Source organism: Rhodopirellula halodulae, from assembly GCF_020966775.1.
Classification (GTDB): Bacteria; Planctomycetota; Planctomycetia; order Pirellulales; family Pirellulaceae; genus Rhodopirellula; species Rhodopirellula halodulae.
Map to the genome: position 1 here is coordinate 1 of NZ_JAJKFV010000012.1, position 18259 is coordinate 18259.

Below are 18259 nucleotides of genomic sequence, written 5' to 3' on the forward strand. Positions count from 1 at the left end.
ATTCTACGACATACTTCCTTGATGTACCTGGCATCTCTGATCCTCCTGTACGAGATGCCGAGAGCATACAAAAGCATGACAATTAGAGATAGAGCAACTACTACTGGCCTCTCACCCAACCTCGTCGGTCATATCTCACCTGACGATTCGGTATTGGTAGGTCAGGTCTCACCTGACGCCCCCGTCGATGCTTCGACAGAAGCGAGGCGTGGTCCCTCGCACCATCGCGTCGGCCAACCGAATCGACGTTGCTCGACCAGGTCACCAACGTCAGGCGAGGCCTGACCTACTGCTCGCTCACCCAACGCGTTCAACTTCTTCGGTCACGCCTCACCTGATGGGTCGGTATTTGTAGGTCAGGTCTCACCTGACGCACCGGCCGATGCTTCGACAGAAGCGAGGCGTCGCCCCTCGCACCATCGCGTCGACCAACCGAATCGACGTTGCTCGACCAAGTCACCAACGTCAGGCGGGGCCTGACCTACTGGTCGTTGACCAAACCTCGTCGGTCCGGTTTCACCAAATGAATGTTCTTTTAGCCCCAATCCCGCACCTTCGTTTGCGATTGGGGTCATGATAAAACTGGCTGTTGGGACGCAGCTTGCACCACTGACGACGATGGTAAATTTTGACGCGACTGAAGGAGAGACGATTGAGATACTTCGTTCACCGAATGTATAGGCTGGCAAATTTGACCGCTCGATGCCTGCGTGGTCTCGTCGTCGTTTGGGTCATGTTTTCCGTTTGCGTCGGAGCCGATTTGGCTGCCGTTCAGTGGCACGTAACCGAGACCGGTGTCACCGCCAGCCTGCGTGGGCTGTCCGCCGTGGACGATCGAGTCATCTGGGCCAGCGGTTCGGACGCCACCGTCATTCGCTCGACAGACGGGGGACAAACCTGGACGTCTTGCGGTCCAACCAATCACGGCGATCTGGAACTTCGATGCGTACATGCGTTTGATGACCAACATGCTTGCATTGCAAGTGCGGGAACTCCCGCAGTGTTGCTGCGAACCGTCGATGGCGGAATGACCTGGACCGAAACTTATCGGGCGTCTTCACCTGCCGCTTTCCTTGACGCCATGTCCTTTTGGGATTCCAAACACGGCATTGCGTTCAGCGATCCGGTCGAAGGAAAGCTGCTCGTCGTCAAAACCGATGACGGCGGCCGAAGCTGGACCTCCGTGTCCGATCAATTGCCCGAAGCACGCGAAGGCGAAGCCGCGTTTGCCGCCAGCAACTCATCACTCTGTGTTGGCGATTCAGGACGACTTTGGTTTGGCACCGGAGGAGCGAAATCCGACTCGAGCCGGCTGTACTTTCGATCCGAGTGGAACGGCCAATGGTCCACCGCATCGCCCCCCATCCCAAGCTCTTCCACCTCGGGTATTTTTTCGATCACCACGCTGAAGCCTCAGAAAAAGCATCCCCAATCGTCGATCGTCATCTGCGTCGGTGGCGACTACCGCGTCAGCGAGCCCTCACCCGTCACTGGTTGCATCAGTCACGACGGAGGCGTCAGTTGGCGAGTCATGCAAACTCAACCCGGCGGCTTTCGCAGTGCATTGATCGTGACGCCGCCGAACAGTGTCCTTTCCGGGAACCTAATTGCCGTTGGACCAGAAGGCACCGACATTTCGAACGACGGCGATCTCTGGCGTGCAATCGCCTCCACCGGTTTTCATGCACTCGCGATCGGTGACACCGAAGTTTTTGCATGTGGCTCGGAAGGACGCTTTGGCCGATTGACGCTTGCAAATCCTTGATCGAGCAGAGCGTAGACGTTTCCCCGTCAGCCTTTGCAGCTCAGATAGAAATCAGTTCGGCATCTCGCCGATTGCTTGCACCAGCGATGTTCGAATTTGCTCTTGTTGCTCCGAGTCGGTAATCGGAGTCTCGTCCAAATTGGTCACATAGAACACGTCGGCGATCTGGTCCAAGTGCGTGTCAATCTTTGCGAACTGGATCACAACATTCATGTCCGACAACGTCTTGGAAATGCTCGACAGCAACGCTGGACGGTCGTAAGCAAAGATGGACAGAATCGTTTGATGGTCGAATGTGTCGTTGTCAAACACGATCTTCGTCGGCAACAACAGCACGCTGGATGGCTCGCGAGCGCCTTGCGTTTGCCACACTCGACGAGGCGTCGGCATCACCGATTCGGGTTCATCAATCGCCCGCGAAACCACTTGGCACACTTCGTCAATCCGTAAGTTGGCTTCGCGTTGCTTCAACTCAGGATCGTTGACCCAAAACTGGTCCCACAGCAAATCTTGCCCGACCGTTTCCACGTTGGCTCGCATGATCGACAAACCACATGCGCTGAACGCGGCCGTGATTCGAGCAAAGATCCCAATTCTTTGCTCCCCCAAACGCAAGACGATCGTGTAACGCACCGCCGACGCAGCAGGATCGACCGCGCCCGTGCAATAGCAGCCCGGATTCTGCGACAACCATTCTCCGACTTGATGCAATTCGTGAATCAAGTCTTCGGTGGAATGCTGACGCAACAATGACAGCGGCATTTCACGAGCGAACTGGATCAACGACGGATCGGCGTCTTTCTCACCCAAAGCCACGCCAACTTGTTCGATCTTGGAATCCAAGTCCAATTCGTTCTCACCGGGCAGGTTCCCAGTTTCGAAATAGCGTCGTGCCCGTAGGTAGAGGTCTTCGATCAGCCCCATCTTCCAATCGTTCAGCACGTCTGGACCGACCGCCTGCAAATCCGCGACCGTGTGAATCAGCAGCAATTCCAATCGTGCGATGGAGCCGACTTCGACAGCAAATTTGTGGACGACTTCCGGATCGTTTAGGTCGTGACGAAACGCGACCTCATTGATCAACAAATGACGATGGATCAACCACTGCAACGTGTCCTTGTCTTCCGCACTCATGCCAAACGCATCGGCGACTTCCAACGCGATGCGGCGCCCCACTTCGCTGTGATCTTCTTCGTAGCCTTTGCCTAGATCGTGAATCAGCAATGCCAGGTGCAGCAGCGTCTTGTCTTTCAGACGACGATACCGCCGCCCCATCGACGTTTCGGCTTCTTCGAAATCCGTGGCGGCTTCCACCGCGCGGATGCAGTGCGCGTCGACGGTGTATTTGTGATAAGCGTTGAACTGCAACAACCCGCGACAACGTTCCATCGCGGGAATCAGTTGTTCGATGATTCGCAGTTCGTGCAACCGACGCAGCAACGATGCCAATCGTCCAGATTCACCAAGAAGTTCCAAGAACGCTCGCACGCTTTCCGGGTCGGGCGATCCCGTTTCGCGTTCCTGCATCGACTTGCGGATCGCCTGCCATGTGGGGTGCGCGATTCGGCGAGAATAGCGATTGGCAAGCTGGATCAATCGCAACACATCCGGTAACGACTGAGCAAACGCGTCCAATGCCACGGCTTTTACCCAGATGTGAGTCGGCCCCATTCGAATTCGGTCGTCGATGCGTTTGGAGACAACCGATTCGATCGCCCCCTTCGCTCGCGAACGGATCCGCGTGTCGTCGTGGAAATACGCGGCGACGTATCGAACACCTCGTGTGTGTTCGAAATAGTCTTGCATGAAGTCTTCCACCGGCAACACACCCAACCGGCCTTGGTAGCCCCAATCTTCGGCAATGTCCAATTGCGTGGGCCGGTCCAAGACGTCTTGTGCCCGTTTGGCTCGAAAGTGCAATTCATGTCGCAATCGCAGCATGAATGCATGAGCGCGACGAAGTGTGCCGAAGTCTTCTTCCGACAAAGCATTCAACTTGTGAAGCTGCTCCAAACTGGTCGCCCCATAGCTGGAAAAGCCCAACCAGCGAACCAATTGAATGTCACGCAAACCTCCCCGAGAGCGTTTGACATTGGGACGCAGCAAGTAGTTCGTCTCGCCCCATTTGTGCCGTTCCTCGCGCCGAGCCTCGAGGGCTTGATGATTCAAAAAATTCCGACGGCGTCGGGCAGCGGCTCGGAAGCGGTCAAAGTAACGATCGAAGGTCGCTTCGCTCCCAAAGCAATAACGCGATTCCGTCAGCGACGTGTAGATCTTTGGATCCGACCAAGCCAGCGTGCAGCATTCTCGTGGCGTGCGGACCGAAAACCCGCAATCGATGCCCGCATCCGTGATGTCTCGAACCAGAGTGCTGGCAACCTGAGCCGCAGCGGCGGCACTTCGGCGTGGCGTCAGCAACATCAAATCCGCGTCGCTGTACGGAGACAAATCGCGGCGTCCGTAACCCCCGTGTGCGACCAACGTCAATTGAGCAAGCTGAGAAGGCCGGACTTGGGACGCGGCACGCTCCAGCGATGCATCCCAAATCTTTCGAACGACCTCGTCGTAGAGATCTGTCAGCGCGGTCGCCGTCTGGACACTGGGCAAACCGGCTCGAAATCGAGACTCGATGCGACCGCGCCCATCTTTCAGTCGGTCACGGCATTGCCGCGCCAACGAGGGGAGTGAACCAGAGGACGCCATCAGGGAGAATTACAGGGCTTCTTCGCCGCGTTCTCCGGTGCGGATGCGAACCGCTTCTTCCAAGTTGGAAACAAAGATCTTTCCGTCACCGATTTGACCGGTTTGTGCCGTTTGCAGGATCGTGTCGATGACGGTCTGCAGATTGTCACCGGTGCAGATGACTTCGATTTTCACTTTGGGAACGAAGTCAATCGCGTATTCCGTGCCGCGGTAGATCTCCGTGTGTCCTTTTTGGCGGCCGAAGCCTCGGACTTCGCTCACGGTCATCCCGTGAATTCCCTGCTCGGTCAACGCATTCTTGACGTCTTCGAGTTTGAAGTGACGAACAATGGCTTCGACTTTTTTCACAGGAGGCGCTCCGACAAACATGCGAACAGAGAATTTCCGGTCATTGTACACCCGCGACGCCATTGAACCAGACGGGCACTGCCAACGCGAGAGATCTCACGGTTTTTCCCAGATTTGCTCGGGAACAGCCGCAATTTGGTTCACCCAACGCGACGCGACGAACAACCAATCGCTCAATCGATTCAGATAAATGATGACTGAATCACTGATCGGCGTCTCGGATTGCACGGCATCGGCCAGCGAGATCACCCGACGTTCCGCTCGCCGGCAAACCGCACGTGAGTAATGGATCTGGGACGCGACCATCGATCCGCCCGGCAAGATGAATTGCTTCAGTGGTGGCAAGTCTCGTTCGGCAGTATCGATCCACTCTTCCATCCGTTGAATGTGGGGCTGGCCGATCACGCGAAGATCGAACTGGTCTGGGTGGGGCGAGGCGAGTTCCGCACCGATCGAAAACAACTCGTGTTGAACTTGCACGATCTTCGCATCCAACGCCGACAAGCCGCATTGGACGGATTCATCACAAGGTTGTTGCGTTTGCAAATCGATCGCTGCACGAATGATCCCCAGCGACGCATTCAATTCGTCCACGGTGCCGTAGGCTTCGATCCGCGAGTCATCCTTTGCAACGCGAGGCCCACCAAACAACCCAGTGGTCCCCGAGTCTCCGGTGCGGGTGTAAATTTTCATGAACCATCCAAAGTCGACGACAAACGACGTACACATTCACGGTGAAACGACAACAAGAGCATTGCCCAACACCGACCGGCAACATCTTAGCCCTCCACAAACCCCACACCAGCACGTGCCGCAAACCACTGCCCACAAACCCCGTCGTCGAATTCGTCTAGAAAGCCCCGTGTAGCCGAATTCGTCAAGAATTCGGACACCAGAGTCGAACAGTTGTCCCCAACTGTTCCCGTACCAACGCCGCCAACCAAGAAACACTCCACCCGAAACCAATTCCAACAACCGGTGCTAACGCACGTCGGCTATTCGGTCGCTCGAGCACGTCGGGAACACAACCAACGCCACACCATTACAAGACAAAATTCGTCGCCGAATTCGTCAAGAAATCCCCCGTAGCTGAATTCGTCAAGAATTCGGACACCAGACTCAAACACTTGTCCCCAACTGTTCCGGTACCAACTCCGCTCAACCGCGAAACACTCCACCCGAAACCAATTCCGACAACCGGTGCTAACGCACGTCGGCTATTTGGTCGCTCGAGCCGTCGCAAGCCGATGCCCCAAACAACACCACACCTCAGATGACCAATTCAAAACCTCCATCCGTCTGCGCAGGCGGCGTCCTTCTCCTGACCGAAGAAACCACGCCCCACTTTCTCCTGATGCGTCACCCCGATCGCTGGGATTTGCCCAAGGGCCATTGCGACGAAGGCGAAGACTTTTTGACCGCAGCCAAACGGGAACTGGAAGAAGAAACCGGTTTGCGAGCCGACCAATGTCGGTTTGATCCGGATTTTCATTTTGACCTGCACTATCCGGTCACCTATCGCAAGCACCCAGGACAAACGTTCCAAAAACACGTGCGTTACTTTTTGGCCTTCGTTCCGCAAGTCGTTAAAATCAAACCGACGGAGCACGAACTGTCCCGTTGGTGGACTTGGTCTCCACCGCATCAAATCCAAACGCAAACCATCGACCCGCTGCTAGCCGCCGTCGCGACTCACCTTCAGACCTCGTAGCCGAATTTGTCAGGAAAGCCCCCGTAGCCCAATTCGTCGAGAAAGTCCCCCGGTAGCCGAATTCGTCAAGAATTCGGACTCCAGAGTGGCACAGTTGATCCAACTGTTCCGGTACCGACGCTACTCCACCGAGAAACACTCCACCCCAAACCAATCCAACAACCGGTGCTAACGCACATCGGCTATTTAGTCGCTCGAGCCGTCGCAAGCCAAACCATCGCCACACCAACACAAGACAGATCCCGTAGCCGAATTCGTCAAGAATTCGGACTACAGAGTAGAACAGTTGTCCCCAACTGTTCCGGTACCAACGCTACTCCACCGAGAAACACTTCACCCCGAACAAGTCCCAACAACCGACCAATCCTAACAACGGTTGCTAACGCACATCGGCTATTTAGTCGCTCGAGAAATCTTGATTAAACAGCAATCGCCTTACCAGCACGTGGAATAGGGCACTCACCGATCAACCGAACCTTGACTCGTTGGCTCGCGAATCGGGCTAGCACCAGACTCACAACAATCAGACTGACGTCCGGTGGAACCGGACCTACCGTCGGACCACCGCCATCACTTTTCACGGTCTCATGCCAACGCACGCCTCTCCAACCCAATTGCTCTTCCGGCACGTCGGCTCGCTTCGCAACGCGACCACGGGTTTCGCTTGTGCAATGCTGACTCTTTTGGTTGGCTCATCCGTCACCGTCGCCCAAGAACAACGAGCCCGACCGCCGCAATTCGACACCGACGAAGTCTCGCGTGTCTTCTTTGCCAACCCATCCGACGCCTTTCGTGGCGAGCGTCCGTCGTTGTCTTCGTTGCGTTCGGCTGGCGTCGAAAAAGCCATCGCGGAACAACAAACTGCATCGGAAGACAGCGGTGGCAGTGGAACGCAGTGGGCCAAATTGATCTCGGCACCTTCCTTGGAAGATGAAATCAAACGGGTCAAGCTCCGCTACGATTCCGTCATCACCACCCCCGGTGCATTCAACGGCGGCGGTTACCAGGACGCTCGTTTGAACCTCTCCGTCTTGGCCACTTTGTTCGCCGTCATCACGGAACACGCGGAAGACGTGCGATGGAAAACCGATGCACCGGTCGCGCGAGACGTCTTGGCTCGCACCGCCCGCAACAGCGCCGCTGGATCGACCCAGGTCTACAACGAAGCCAAGTTACGCAAGGCCGATCTGCAGGATCTGGTCAGCGGTTCCAGCATCACGTCCGCTCAGCCACCCGAAGAGACCAACGAGTGGTCGATGATTGCCGATCGCTCGCCGTTGATGGAATACGCGGAGCAATTGCTGGACACACTGGGTGATCACACACGGGACGCTGCGACCACGCAAGAGAACTTGGATGCCGTGAAACGTGAATCCGAACTGTTGGCCATGTTAGGCGAAGTGTTGGTGCAAGAAGGGATGGATGACTACGACGACCCGGACTACGCCGAACTCAGTCGCGGAATGACCAGCGCCGCCAGCGGAATCGTACGAGCCATCGAACGCCAAGATTGGGACGGCGTGCGATCATCGGTCGGAGAAGTCTCGCAAAGCTGTGCGAATTGCCACGAGCAATATCGATAGGCAAACCAGGCCCCCCACGCCCTACGGAGTGTCCGCCACTTCGGACGTGCGACGCCACCAATGTCCGCGTGGTTCAACAAACCCCGTCGCCGAATTCTTCAAGAAAACCCCCGTAGCCGAATTCGTCAAGAATTCGGACGCCAAAGTAGAACAGTTGTCCCCAACTGTTCCGGTACCAACGCCGCCCGACCAAGAAACACTCCACCCCAAACCAATCCCAACAACCGGTGCTAACGCACGGCGGCTACTTAGTCTCTCGAGCGGTCGTCATCCACGACCAACGCCACACCGACTCCTGCCGCCAACATCTTCTCGCGAAACCTTCATGACTCCCGCCAAGGGAATCAAACAACTCGTGGAATCGTGCCGAACTTCTCTTTTCGGTCCTGGAAATTCTCACGTCTTGGCCGTTTAATACCGCCTTGTTGACGGACGCGGCGTTTCCTCTCATGCGAAATTGTCCCGCGTGCTCTCCACCACTTCCTCGACGAGACCAACGCACACCAACGCTGCCTTGTGAACACGATCCGCAAGTATCTGGAAGCCTTCGGGCAATCCTCAGGACGGTGGATCGTGCTGGCAACCATTGTCGGAGTGATGGCGGGACTCGGTGCCATCGTCTTCGACCGCTTGGGACGTTTGGTGGTTCGCTACGTGATGGTTCCGCTTAGCGGCTACGCACCGATGGAGGCCGCTGGCGAAGAAGCCGTTACGCTTCCACCCGACAGTGTTTTCTCACCGTGGATGCTGGTCCTGGTGATGACGCTGGGCGGTTTGGTCAGCGGCATGATTGTGCACTTCTTTGCACCCGAAGCCGAAGGATCGGGGGCCGACGCGGTCATCGATGCCTTTCACAACAAACGCGGCAAAATCCGGGCTCGCATCCCCTGGGTCAAAACCATCGCCTCCGCAATCACGTTGGGCACTGGGGGATCCGGTGGTCGCGAAGGCCCGATTTCGCAAGTCAGCGCTGGATTGGGGGCATTGCTGGCCGATCGTTTGAATTTGTCCCCTCGTGATCGCAGGATTTTGATGGCCGCCGGCATGGGCGCTGGCGTCGGAGCGATCTTCAAAGCCCCTTTAGCGGGCGCCGTGTTCGCAGCCGAAATCCTTTACAGCGACGCGGACATGGAAGCCGACGTGATCGTGCCGTCCGCCACCGCATCGATCGTTGCGTACAGTCTGTTCACTCAGTCATTGCCGCCGGAAATTCGGTTCCTCCCGTTATTCGGTGACACGCTTCATCACACGTTGACGTCGCCGCTGGAGCTATTGCCCTACAGCTTGTTGGCGGTGGCCGTGACCCTAGTCGGCCTGGTCTACGTCAAACTGTTTTATCAAACCCGAGACGGGTTTCGGAAATTGCCGTTGTGGCCGCACGTCAAACCCGCCATCGGTGCCGCACTCGCGGGCCTGGTCGGGATCGGGCTGTTTCGATCGCTCGGCAACGACGCCAATGTTTTGGGTGTGCTTGGAACCGGCTATGGAACACTGCAAGTTGCATTGACGGAAGCGTCCCAGTTGGGCATCCCGATGTTGCTGTTGATTGTGTTCGTCAAGATCGCGACGACCGCATTGACCATCGGATCCGGAGGCTCGGGCGGTGTGTTCGGTCCCTCGATGGTCATCGGCGGATGCTTGGGTGCCGCGATCGGTCTCGGTTTTCAAAGCCTGTTTCCGAGTGTCGTCACACAACCCGAAGCCTACGCCGTCGTTGGCACCGCGGGCTTCTTCGCCGGCGTCGCGCGAGCTCCCATTTCGACGATCATCATGGTGCGTGCCTTGACCGGCGACTTCGGTCTGCTGGTACCGACGATGCTCGTGACCACGTTGACCTTTGTGATGTGCAGTCGATGGCGTCTGTATCACTCGCAAGTCCCCACGCGAATGGATTCGAAAGCTCACCGAGGTGACTTCATCATTGACGTTTTGGAAGGCCTCAAAGTCGGTGACGTTTTTGACCCCAAACGCAAAGTCATCCTGATCCCGGAAGCCACCACGCTGGATGAAATTGTGCACTGCTTGGCCGACAACCAACAGCACTACTTCCCCGTCATCGATCATCAAAAACGGATTGTCGGCATTTTCAGCGACGACGACGTTCGGACGTATCTGTTCAACGATTCCATCTGGCGACTCGCCGTCGCTGCCGACGTGATGACCACCAAACTGGTCAGCGTCACACCAGACGACGATCTCAACACCGCGCTCAAACGATTTACCTCGCTCAACCTGGAAGAGCTTCCCGTGATCGACGCGGACGAACCTGGCAAATTCTTAGGCATGCTGCGACGCAAAGAAACGATCTCCGCCTACAACCGCCGTTTGATGGAACACAAACAAACCGCCGCCGAGTCCTAACATCACACGCGTCCCCGCCGCTCCCCGGCGTACCTGCCGACCACTCCCCGTAGGTCAGGTCTCACCTGACGCCCCGACCGATGCTTTGGAACAAAGCGAGGTCTCCACAACCGCACCACCCAAATCGTGCGTTGCTTATCGCTCAACGAACCAACTTCCCGACACTCGTCTCGCCCACCGCACCGTTGCGACGCGCCCCTCACCCCTCGCCGAATGATCTAGCGTACGAACACAACCGTTCACGAAATTCGCGAAACAGACGGCTTTGAAACCGGTACGGGTTCGTGACGCAGATCAACGTTCGAGACGGTCGCGGCTTCGTGAACGAACGGTACACCCGTCGTTTGCTGCGATCCAGCCGACGCGCCATGGCGGGGATCATCGAAATGCCATGTGACAACGACACCAATTCTTGGACCGTGGCCAATTGGTTCGCTCGCTCCACCGCAACCGGCAAGATCGAACGTTGACGACAGAACGAATGAATGTTCTCCGATAAACAGTGTGCTTCGTCGAGCATCACAAACGACTCCTCTTCCACATCCTCCAACCGAATCTGCTTCTTTTCACAAAGAGCATGTTGAGGTGGCAGCAACAGATACAATTCCTCTTCCAACAACGGCTTCACCTCCACGTATTTCTCCGTGATGGGTTCCGCCAGAATCGCCAAGTCAATTTCGCCCTGTTTGATCCGTTTCAGCAGTTCATCGGTCGTGTTCTCGTGCACGATCAAATGAGAGCGGGGAAACTCATCCGAGAATTGTCGCAAGAGATCCGGTAAGAAATACGGAGCGATCGTCGGAATCGCACCCACGCGTATCTTGCCCGTTTCGCCGTCGTCTGAGATTTCCGCTTTGGCGTCTTCGACGATCCGCAAAATTTGTGTCGCGCTGCGTTGGAACAGCAACCCCGCATCGGTGAGCTCGACGCATCGCGGTTTGCGTTCAAAAAACGGTTGCCCAAATTCTTCTTCCAGCCGCTGGATCGATCGACTGAGCGCGGGTTGCGACAAGTTCATCCGCGCCGCTGCTTCCGTGAAGCTTTTCGTTTCCGCGACGCTCTGGAAATACTTCAGTTGATCAATGTCCATCGAAATGTCGCGAAAGAAACGAGAGAAAGTGACGATCGAATGCTCGCAAGATGACGCACGAGCAACCATCCCCGCAACGCCCCGCCCAAGAAACGGATCGAATCAACGTCACCCGTCGCCGAATTTGTCCAGAATTCGGAGTCCAGAGTCGAACAGTTGTCCCCACCGGTTCCGCGACAGACTCCGTTTCGCCGAACAGCACTCCACCGCAAATCCTTCCGGACAACCGGTGCTAACGCACATCGGCTCCTCGGTCGCTCGACCGTTCCTCATCGCTCGACGCACCATCCATTCCTCTTCATAGCCGAACGGCGTTAGCCGCGGTTGGCCGCTGCCTACTCGGCCTTCGCCGATCCATCGCACGACACAGCACTCCCAAGCAACACCCTGCCCCTTGCCGTAGCTCGCTTCGCTCGGTACGGCCTACGAAGGCCAATTAGACCTCGACAGAGAACAGCGCCAACAACCGATGCTAACGCACATCGGCTACGCGGTCGCTCGACCATTCCTCATCACTCGACGCACCGTGCCGATTGGTGGCGCACCTCAGTGCCCACCTACCGCCATCATCGACTACTTAGCAGGCACCACAGACCGACATTGAACGTTCGTCGAATGCGTTCTCCGAGCAAGGCGATTGAGATCCTCTTATATCCAACCTGCAAAACTTCGGTATGATCCGGCTGCGCAGCAGACGCAAATGGTTGCACCTCCCCTTCACGCAGAGTCTCAAACGTTCATGCCCCAATCTCCTCTCCCACCGAATCAGCAATTGGTACGAGGCGACCGGTGGCCGGTGGTCGGCGAACGGAGTCCCGGCGACACGACGACTCCTTGGACGCTGGAGATCACGGGATGTGTGACCCGCCCACTGAAGTTCACACTGGATCAACTCGGTTCAATGCCGCAAAGCACCCGGCAAATCGACGTGCACTGTGTCACACGTTGGTCCAAACCGGCGATGACGTTCACGGGCGTGCGTCTGCTTGATTTGCTGCACGTGTCCGACTGCCCCATTTGGACAAGCGACGCTCAATTCGTTTCGTTCGTTGCCCGAAGTGAACGCAACCATTCCACTTCGCTTCCGTTGGACGAGGTTCTGCAGCTCGATCCGCTGATCGCGTTCGAAGCGGAAGGCAAAGCATTGCCGACGGAAAATGGTGGTCCGATGCGGATGGTGGTGCCCGGCAAGTACTTTTACAAGAGCGTGAAATGGATCCAGCGCTTTGAGTTCTTGGCCGAAGAACGTCTGGGATACTGGGAATCCGAAGCGGGCTATCACAACGGTGCGGATCCCTGGCGTGAACAACGCTACATGGCCCCCACGTTGACCAAACAAGCCGCCGCCAGAGTCCTCGAATCCCGAGACTTTCGCAACCAAAACCTACGGGGCATCCACGCCGCCCACCGAGACCTCACTGGATTGATGGCGACGGAAGCGTTGCTGCGAGATGCCGACTTTGGATCCTGTACATTGCAACGCGCCGACTTCCGGGACGCAAATCTTTCCAACGCCAAGTTGAACGACGCAGATCTTCGCTCGTCGGATTTCAGCAACGCCGACTTGGAAGGTGCGGACTTTTCAGGTGCTGACTTGCGAGAATGTACCCTTCATGGAGCTTCACTTTTTGGGTGCACCTTCTTCCCACCGAGCGATTCCGCTTCCAACGAAGAACACCGCGACAGAACATCGCGGCCTGCCGTGATTGACATGACCACACGGATTGACATCGCTTCCCTCGATGCCTTGGTTGAAGAACAAAAGCAATTTGTCTTACGCTCACTCAAAAGCGAGTGAAATTTCGGCTTCAGTTGATCGGCCCAACGTTCGCTGGCAGTTTGCGGCATTGTGAATTCGCAAACCGATTCCATTCGGCGCGAGCTTTGCACTTGATACACCTGCAAACAGCAAGAAAGGAATGGCAGAAAGCCCCTCACAGAAAGGCCGAATCAATGGTTTCTCAACTCACCGAAGAAGAAGCAACGCTGACTTATCGATGCCCCATGTGCGAGGCCTCGGTACGCGTCGACGAACACCGTGTTGGCGAGACCATTGACTGCCCTTCTTGTGATCGTCCTTTCGAGTTGGTTCCCCCCAAGGCTCATCCGATTCCCGCTGAGCAGGTGGACGCAGAACATGTCATCGATGCTTCCGATGTGGCGGAAACCGAAGCCATCGAACACGTTGTTCACCCCGTGGTTCTTCGCCGCCACTTCTTCGGAACTCTTCTCTGCCTCGTCATTCTTAGCGTGTCCACGATCGCAATTGGATTTGCCTTGCTGGGCGAGGCCGTATTTGGCTTCGCTGCAACAACGGTGCTGATTGCCTGTGGCATTGCTGCGGTGATTGCGATGGGCTTCATCGGGAAATGGTTGATTGAAAGTCGGGCACAGTCTCTCTCTTTGACAAACGAGCGTCTGATCTATCGTTATGGGATTGTCCAACGCGAAACCAGTGAACTGAGGCATGATGACGTTCGCAACGTGAAGTTGGATCAAAACGTCGTGGAACGTCTGCTCAACTTCGGCGACATCGCAATCTCCAGTTCTGGTCAAGACGAAATGGAAATCGTGATCCACGACATCCCATCGCCCAAGAATGTCATTGAATTCATTCGCAAACGTCAGTGACGTCTGCCCTCTCGTGCCAGATCCGAACTTCGAATGATGTGGCACGGGTTCCTGAAAAGGCGTCAACCCTCGTTCATGGGCACCTTGCCAAACGCAGGAACAGGGACGTCCTTCGCCGGTGGCAAGTCGGCTATCATGTGCGCATGTGAATCAGACCTGGCGGACTTCATCACACCCCGCCCGCCGTTCCTCAAGTCATTCTGTCGTGGTTTTGCATGGACAAGCCATTTCGATTCGGACGTTCTGCCAACAGCTTGATCGCTATCTTGCTGGCGTGCGGAAGTATTCTTTGGCATTCCACGCTCGCTCAATCATCCGATTGGTATCGCTTTCGCGGGCCCTCCGGTGACGGGATCGCGGAACCTGGAAGCGACGTTCCAATTGAGTGGTCATCGGAGCACCACGTCGCATTCCGGACTTCCCTTGCCGGGCAAGGTTGGTCGTCCCCCGTGGTTTCGAAAGGACGGATCTATCTTTCCGCCGCCATTCCGATGGATGGCGAAGACAATGAGGAAGCAACGAACTTCCATCTTTCGCTGCTAATCCTGGATGCACAGAGCGGAACGCTGTTGAAGACGGTTGCGTTGATGCAACAAACAGCGGAGAAGAGCCCCAAAATTCACAAGAAAAATTCGCACGCCAGCCCAACACCGATTGTCGCCGGCGACCGTGTGTTTGTGCATTTTGGCTATCAGGGCACCGCTTGCGTCGATTTGGACGGAAAGCTGCTTTGGACCAACCGTGATTTGTATTTCAAACCGGTGCACGGAAATGGCGGCACGCCGGTCTTGGTGAACGACCGGCTGATCTTCACCTGCGATGGTTTAAAAGACCCCAAAGTCGTGGCATTGGACACGACGACGGGCAAGGTTGCTTGGGAGACCGCTCGTCCCGTTGATGCCGATCGGAAATTTTCGTTCTGCACCCCGTTGGTGATCAACGTCAACGGGCGGACCCAGGTCATTGCTCCGGGCAGCGATTGCGTCCTTGCGTTGGATCCGGTCGGTGGCGACGTGATTTGGCAGGTGCGATACACGGGATATTCCGTCATTCCCAAACCCATCTACCACGCTGGACTGGTCATTCTTTCCACCAGCTACGATTCGCCTAGCATGTTGGCAATTGATCCGACCGGCCAGGGTGACGTGACGGAAACGCATCTCAAATGGTCGTTGCGTCGCAACGTTCCCCACACGCCATCCATGTTGGCTCAAGACGGTTTGATCTACTCCATCAGCGATGATGGCATCGCGATGTGCGTGGAAGCGGCCGCGGGCGAGATGATCTACAAAAAGCGAGTTGGTGGTGGTTTTTCGGCGTCTCCGATTTTGGTCGACAACAGAATCTACTACACCGACGAAGCAGGCCTGACCACAGTGATCGCGACGGGCCGTGACTACGAAGTTCTGGCGGAGAACGATTTGGGTGAACGAACGCTCGCGTCGATGGCCGTTGATGGAAACGCGTTGCTGATACGAACCGCCAATGCGATTTACCGGATCGAAGAATGAGTTGTGCCGGTATCACGCGTACGCAGTGAGAACGTCATAGCCAAATTCGTCAAGAATTCGGACACCTACAGTCGAACAGTTGTCCCCAACTATTCCGCGACAGACTCCGTTTAACAACGAACGCACCACTTTCGTCACAAGCTCAACAACCGGTGCTAACGCACGTCGGCTACGTGGTCGCTCGATCCTGCGTCATTGCTTGACGCACCACTCATTCCTCTTCATAGCCGATCGGCGTTAGCCGCGGTTGGCCGCTGCATACTTGCCTTCGCCGATCCATCGAACGACAAAGCACTCCCAAGCAGCCCCCAGTCCCATGCCGTAGCTCGCTTCGCTCGGCACGGCCTACAAAAACCATTTCGATGTCGGCAGAAAACAGCGATAACAACCGGTGCTAACGCACTTCGGCTACGTGGTCGCTCGATCCTGCATCATCGCTCGACGCACCATTCCTCGTCATAGCCGATCGGCGTTAGCCGCGGTTGGCCGCTGCAGACTTGGCCTTCGCCGAACTATCAAACGACACAGCACTCCCAAGCAACACCCAGCCCCTTGCCGTAGCTCGCTTCGCTCGGTACGGCCTACGAAGGCCATTTAGACCTCGACAGAAAACAGCGCCAACAACCGGTGCTAACGCACATCGGCTACTTGGTCGCTCGATCATGCGTCATCGAGCGACGCACCATCCATTTCTCTTCATAGCCGATCGGCGTTAGCCGCGGTTGGCCGCTGCATACTCGGCCCTCGCCGATCAATCGAACGACAAAGCACTCCCAAGCAGCCCCCAGTCCCATGCCGTAGCTCGCTTCGCTCGGTACGGCCTACATAGGCCATTTCGATGTCCGCAGAAAACAACGCTAACAACCGGTGCTAACGCACGTCGGCTACGTGGTCGCTCGATCATGCGTCATCGCTCGACGCACTAATCATTCCTCCTCATAGCCGATCGGCGTTAGCCGCGGTTGGCCGCTACAGACTCGGCCTTCGCCGATCTATCGAACGACAAAGCACTCCCAAGCAGCCCCCAGTCCCATGCCGTAGCTCGCTTCGCTCGGTACGGCCTACAAAAACCATTTCGATGTCCGCAGAAAACAGCGATAACAACCGGTGCTAACGCACTTCGGCTACTTGGTCGATCGATCATGCGTCATCGAGCTACGCACCATCCATTCCTCGTCATAGCCGATCGGCGTTAGCCGCGGTTGGCCGCTGCATACTCGGCCTTCGCCGAACCATCGCACGACACAGCATTCCCAAGCAGCCCCCAAACCCGTGCCGTAGCTCGCTTCGCTCGGTACGGTCTACAAAGGCCATCTCGATGTCCGCAGAAAACAACGCCAACAACCGGTGCTAACGCACTTCGGCTACGTGGTCGCTCGATCATGCGCCATCGCTCGACGCACCATTCCCCGTCATAGCCGATCGGCGTTAGCCGCGGTTGGCCGCTATCTACTCGGCCTTCACCGATCCATCGCACGACAGAGCATTCCCAAGCAGCCCCCAGTCCCATGCCGTAGCTCGCTTCGCTCGGTACGGCCTACAAAGGCCAATTAAGAAGTCGGCAGAGAACAGCATCGATAACCGGTGCTAACGCACATCGGCTACGTGGTCGCTCGATCCATCGTCATCGCTCGACGCACCATTCCTCGTCATAGCCGATCGGCGTTAGCCGCGGTTGGCCGCTGCATACTCGGCCTTCGCCGAACTATCAAACGACACTGCACTCCCAAGCAACACCCAGCCCCTTGCCGTAGCTCGCTTCGCTCGGTACGGCCTACGAAGGCCAATTAGACCTCGACCGAGAACAGCGCCAACAACCGGTGCTAACGCACTTCGGCTACTTGGTCGATCGACCACTGGTTATCACTCGAACTTCCTATCCGGAACGTAGCGTCAGTTCGTAACACGGAAGCTTCCCATTTAGTTGTCTTCCTTCAGCGGACACCGGGGGCTTCGGTGATCGCACTTAATTCACCATGGTCCAACCACACGCTTTCGCAACGATCGCAAGAATCAATTGCCACACGACCAGGGCCAGCGTAAAAGAACGAATCCATCGCGACGCAACAAGTGGGACAGGTCAGACGAGAATGGTGATCACGCGGACCATCCAGCGCCGGGTCAAACTCGCCCACACGATCCGGCCCTGTGTAAGCTTGTCGCCGTTCTTGAACCAACATCGCAAAGACGGGGCGTTTCAACAAAACGCCGTGACACCGTCGGCAACCTTCTACCGCGAAACTCCCCAACGATCCAAACTCCAACATGGAGTTGGCACAGGTCACACATGGCGTCTCACTCGGGTTCCCCGTTAACTCGGGTTCCCCGTCAATACGAGTTGATCGAGGGAAGCTTCCGATGGGTTGATGTCGGAAGAACGTGAACAATACGTGCACTGATATCGCCCCGCACGTCCGAACTGGGTGACAGGGGCGCCGCAAGAGTTGCAATTCATGGATGGTGTCGCCGAGGATTTCTGCCGACAAAGGATCCGTCCGCGAAATTACCTTCCTGGCCAACGCGAAATCGTCAGGAGTCGAACGATGAGGCGTCTTC

General features: G+C 56.4%; 12 protein-coding genes. 7 read left to right on the top strand and 5 right to left on the bottom strand.

Going from position 1 to position 18259, the window contains the following annotated elements; all coding sequences use genetic code 11:
• Positions 1-733: 733 nt before the first annotated feature.
• Entirely contained in the window at positions 734-1765 is a 1032-nt protein-coding gene (locus LOC70_RS11185) for a WD40/YVTN/BNR-like repeat-containing protein (protein WP_230253661.1), read from the top strand.
• 51 nt (positions 1766-1816) lie between these two features.
• Here LOC70_RS11185 and glnD read toward each other — a convergent pair whose 3' ends face one another.
• The 3 genes from glnD to LOC70_RS11200 form a co-directional block, all read right to left on the bottom strand.
• Positions 1817-4468, bottom strand: coding sequence for a [protein-PII] uridylyltransferase (gene glnD / locus LOC70_RS11190; protein WP_230253662.1), 2652 nt, complete (start codon positions 4466-4468; stop codon positions 1817-1819).
• 9 nt (positions 4469-4477) lie between these two features.
• On the bottom strand, positions 4478-4837 hold the full coding sequence (locus LOC70_RS11195; protein ID WP_255712439.1) for a P-II family nitrogen regulator: 360 nt from the start codon (positions 4835-4837) through the stop codon (positions 4478-4480).
• A 75-nt stretch (positions 4838-4912) separates the two neighbouring features.
• Positions 4913-5509, bottom strand: a complete 597-nt coding sequence (locus LOC70_RS11200) for a cob(I)yrinic acid a,c-diamide adenosyltransferase (protein WP_230253664.1) — start codon at positions 5507-5509, stop codon at positions 4913-4915.
• Positions 5510-6089: 580 nt separating this feature from the next.
• Between LOC70_RS11200 and LOC70_RS11205 the strand changes: the two genes are divergently transcribed.
• The 3 genes from LOC70_RS11205 (at position 6090) to LOC70_RS11215 (ending at position 10471) form a co-directional block, all read left to right on the top strand.
• Positions 6090-6527 (top strand): bis(5'-nucleosyl)-tetraphosphatase, encoded by a 438-nt coding sequence (locus tag LOC70_RS11205; RefSeq protein ID WP_230253665.1) that lies wholly within the window; start codon positions 6090-6092, stop codon positions 6525-6527.
• Positions 6528-7198: 671 nt separating this feature from the next.
• Complete coding sequence (locus tag LOC70_RS11210) at positions 7199-8110, top strand: cytochrome c (RefSeq protein WP_230253666.1); 912 nt, start codon at positions 7199-7201, stop codon at positions 8108-8110.
• Positions 8111-8626: 516 nt separating this feature from the next.
• Positions 8627-10471 carry a chloride channel protein gene (locus LOC70_RS11215; RefSeq protein ID WP_230253667.1) on the top strand — a complete coding sequence of 615 codons (1845 nt, stop codon included), beginning with the start codon at positions 8627-8629 and terminating at the stop codon, positions 10469-10471.
• A 199-nt stretch (positions 10472-10670) separates the two neighbouring features.
• Here LOC70_RS11215 and LOC70_RS11220 read toward each other — a convergent pair whose 3' ends face one another.
• Positions 10671-11561, bottom strand: a complete 891-nt coding sequence (locus tag LOC70_RS11220; RefSeq protein WP_230253668.1) for a LysR family transcriptional regulator — start codon at positions 11559-11561, stop codon at positions 10671-10673.
• A 739-nt stretch (positions 11562-12300) separates the two neighbouring features.
• Here LOC70_RS11220 and LOC70_RS11225 point away from each other — a divergent pair.
• The 3 genes from LOC70_RS11225 (at position 12301) to LOC70_RS11235 (ending at position 15703) form a co-directional block, all read left to right on the top strand.
• Positions 12301-13359 (top strand): molybdopterin-dependent oxidoreductase, encoded by a 1059-nt coding sequence (locus tag LOC70_RS11225; protein WP_230253669.1) that lies wholly within the window; start codon positions 12301-12303, stop codon positions 13357-13359.
• Positions 13360-13514: 155 nt separating this feature from the next.
• The gene (locus LOC70_RS11230; protein WP_230253670.1) at positions 13515-14192 is read left to right on the top strand and encodes a PH domain-containing protein; all 678 of its coding nucleotides are present in this window, start codon (positions 13515-13517) and stop codon (positions 14190-14192) included.
• Between the two features lie 215 nt (positions 14193-14407).
• Entirely contained in the window at positions 14408-15703 is a 1296-nt protein-coding gene (locus LOC70_RS11235; protein WP_230253671.1) for an outer membrane protein assembly factor BamB family protein, read from the top strand.
• A 1934-nt stretch (positions 15704-17637) separates the two neighbouring features.
• On the opposite strand, the gene LOC70_RS24485 is transcribed toward LOC70_RS11235, so the two are convergent.
• Positions 17638-17988 (bottom strand): TFIIB-type zinc ribbon-containing protein, encoded by a 351-nt coding sequence (locus tag LOC70_RS24485; RefSeq protein ID WP_230253672.1) that lies wholly within the window; start codon positions 17986-17988, stop codon positions 17638-17640.
• Between the last annotated feature and the right edge of the window lie 271 nt (positions 17989-18259).

What these genes read in the sequence shown, in the direction of transcription:
- LOC70_RS11185 (WP_230253661.1), top strand. Translation starts at nt 734, where the DNA reads ATGTTTTCCGTTTGCGTCGGAGCCGATTTGGCTGCCGTTCAGTGGCAC.
- glnD (WP_230253662.1), bottom strand. Translation starts at nt 4,468, where the DNA reads ATGGCGTCCTCTGGTTCACTCCCCTCGTTGGCGCGGCAATGCCGTGAC.
- LOC70_RS11195 (WP_255712439.1), bottom strand. Translation starts at nt 4,837, where the DNA reads ATGTTTGTCGGAGCGCCTCCTGTGAAAAAAGTCGAAGCCATTGTTCGT.
- LOC70_RS11200 (WP_230253664.1), bottom strand. Translation starts at nt 5,509, where the DNA reads ATGAAAATTTACACCCGCACCGGAGACTCGGGGACCACTGGGTTGTTT.
- LOC70_RS11205 (WP_230253665.1), top strand. Translation starts at nt 6,090, where the DNA reads ATGACCAATTCAAAACCTCCATCCGTCTGCGCAGGCGGCGTCCTTCTC.
- LOC70_RS11210 (WP_230253666.1), top strand. Translation starts at nt 7,199, where the DNA reads ATGCTGACTCTTTTGGTTGGCTCATCCGTCACCGTCGCCCAAGAACAA.
- LOC70_RS11220 (WP_230253668.1), bottom strand. Translation starts at nt 11,561, where the DNA reads ATGGACATTGATCAACTGAAGTATTTCCAGAGCGTCGCGGAAACGAAA.
- LOC70_RS11225 (WP_230253669.1), top strand. Translation starts at nt 12,301, where the DNA reads ATGCCCCAATCTCCTCTCCCACCGAATCAGCAATTGGTACGAGGCGAC.
- LOC70_RS11230 (WP_230253670.1), top strand. Translation starts at nt 13,515, where the DNA reads ATGGTTTCTCAACTCACCGAAGAAGAAGCAACGCTGACTTATCGATGC.
- LOC70_RS11235 (WP_230253671.1), top strand. Translation starts at nt 14,408, where the DNA reads ATGGACAAGCCATTTCGATTCGGACGTTCTGCCAACAGCTTGATCGCT.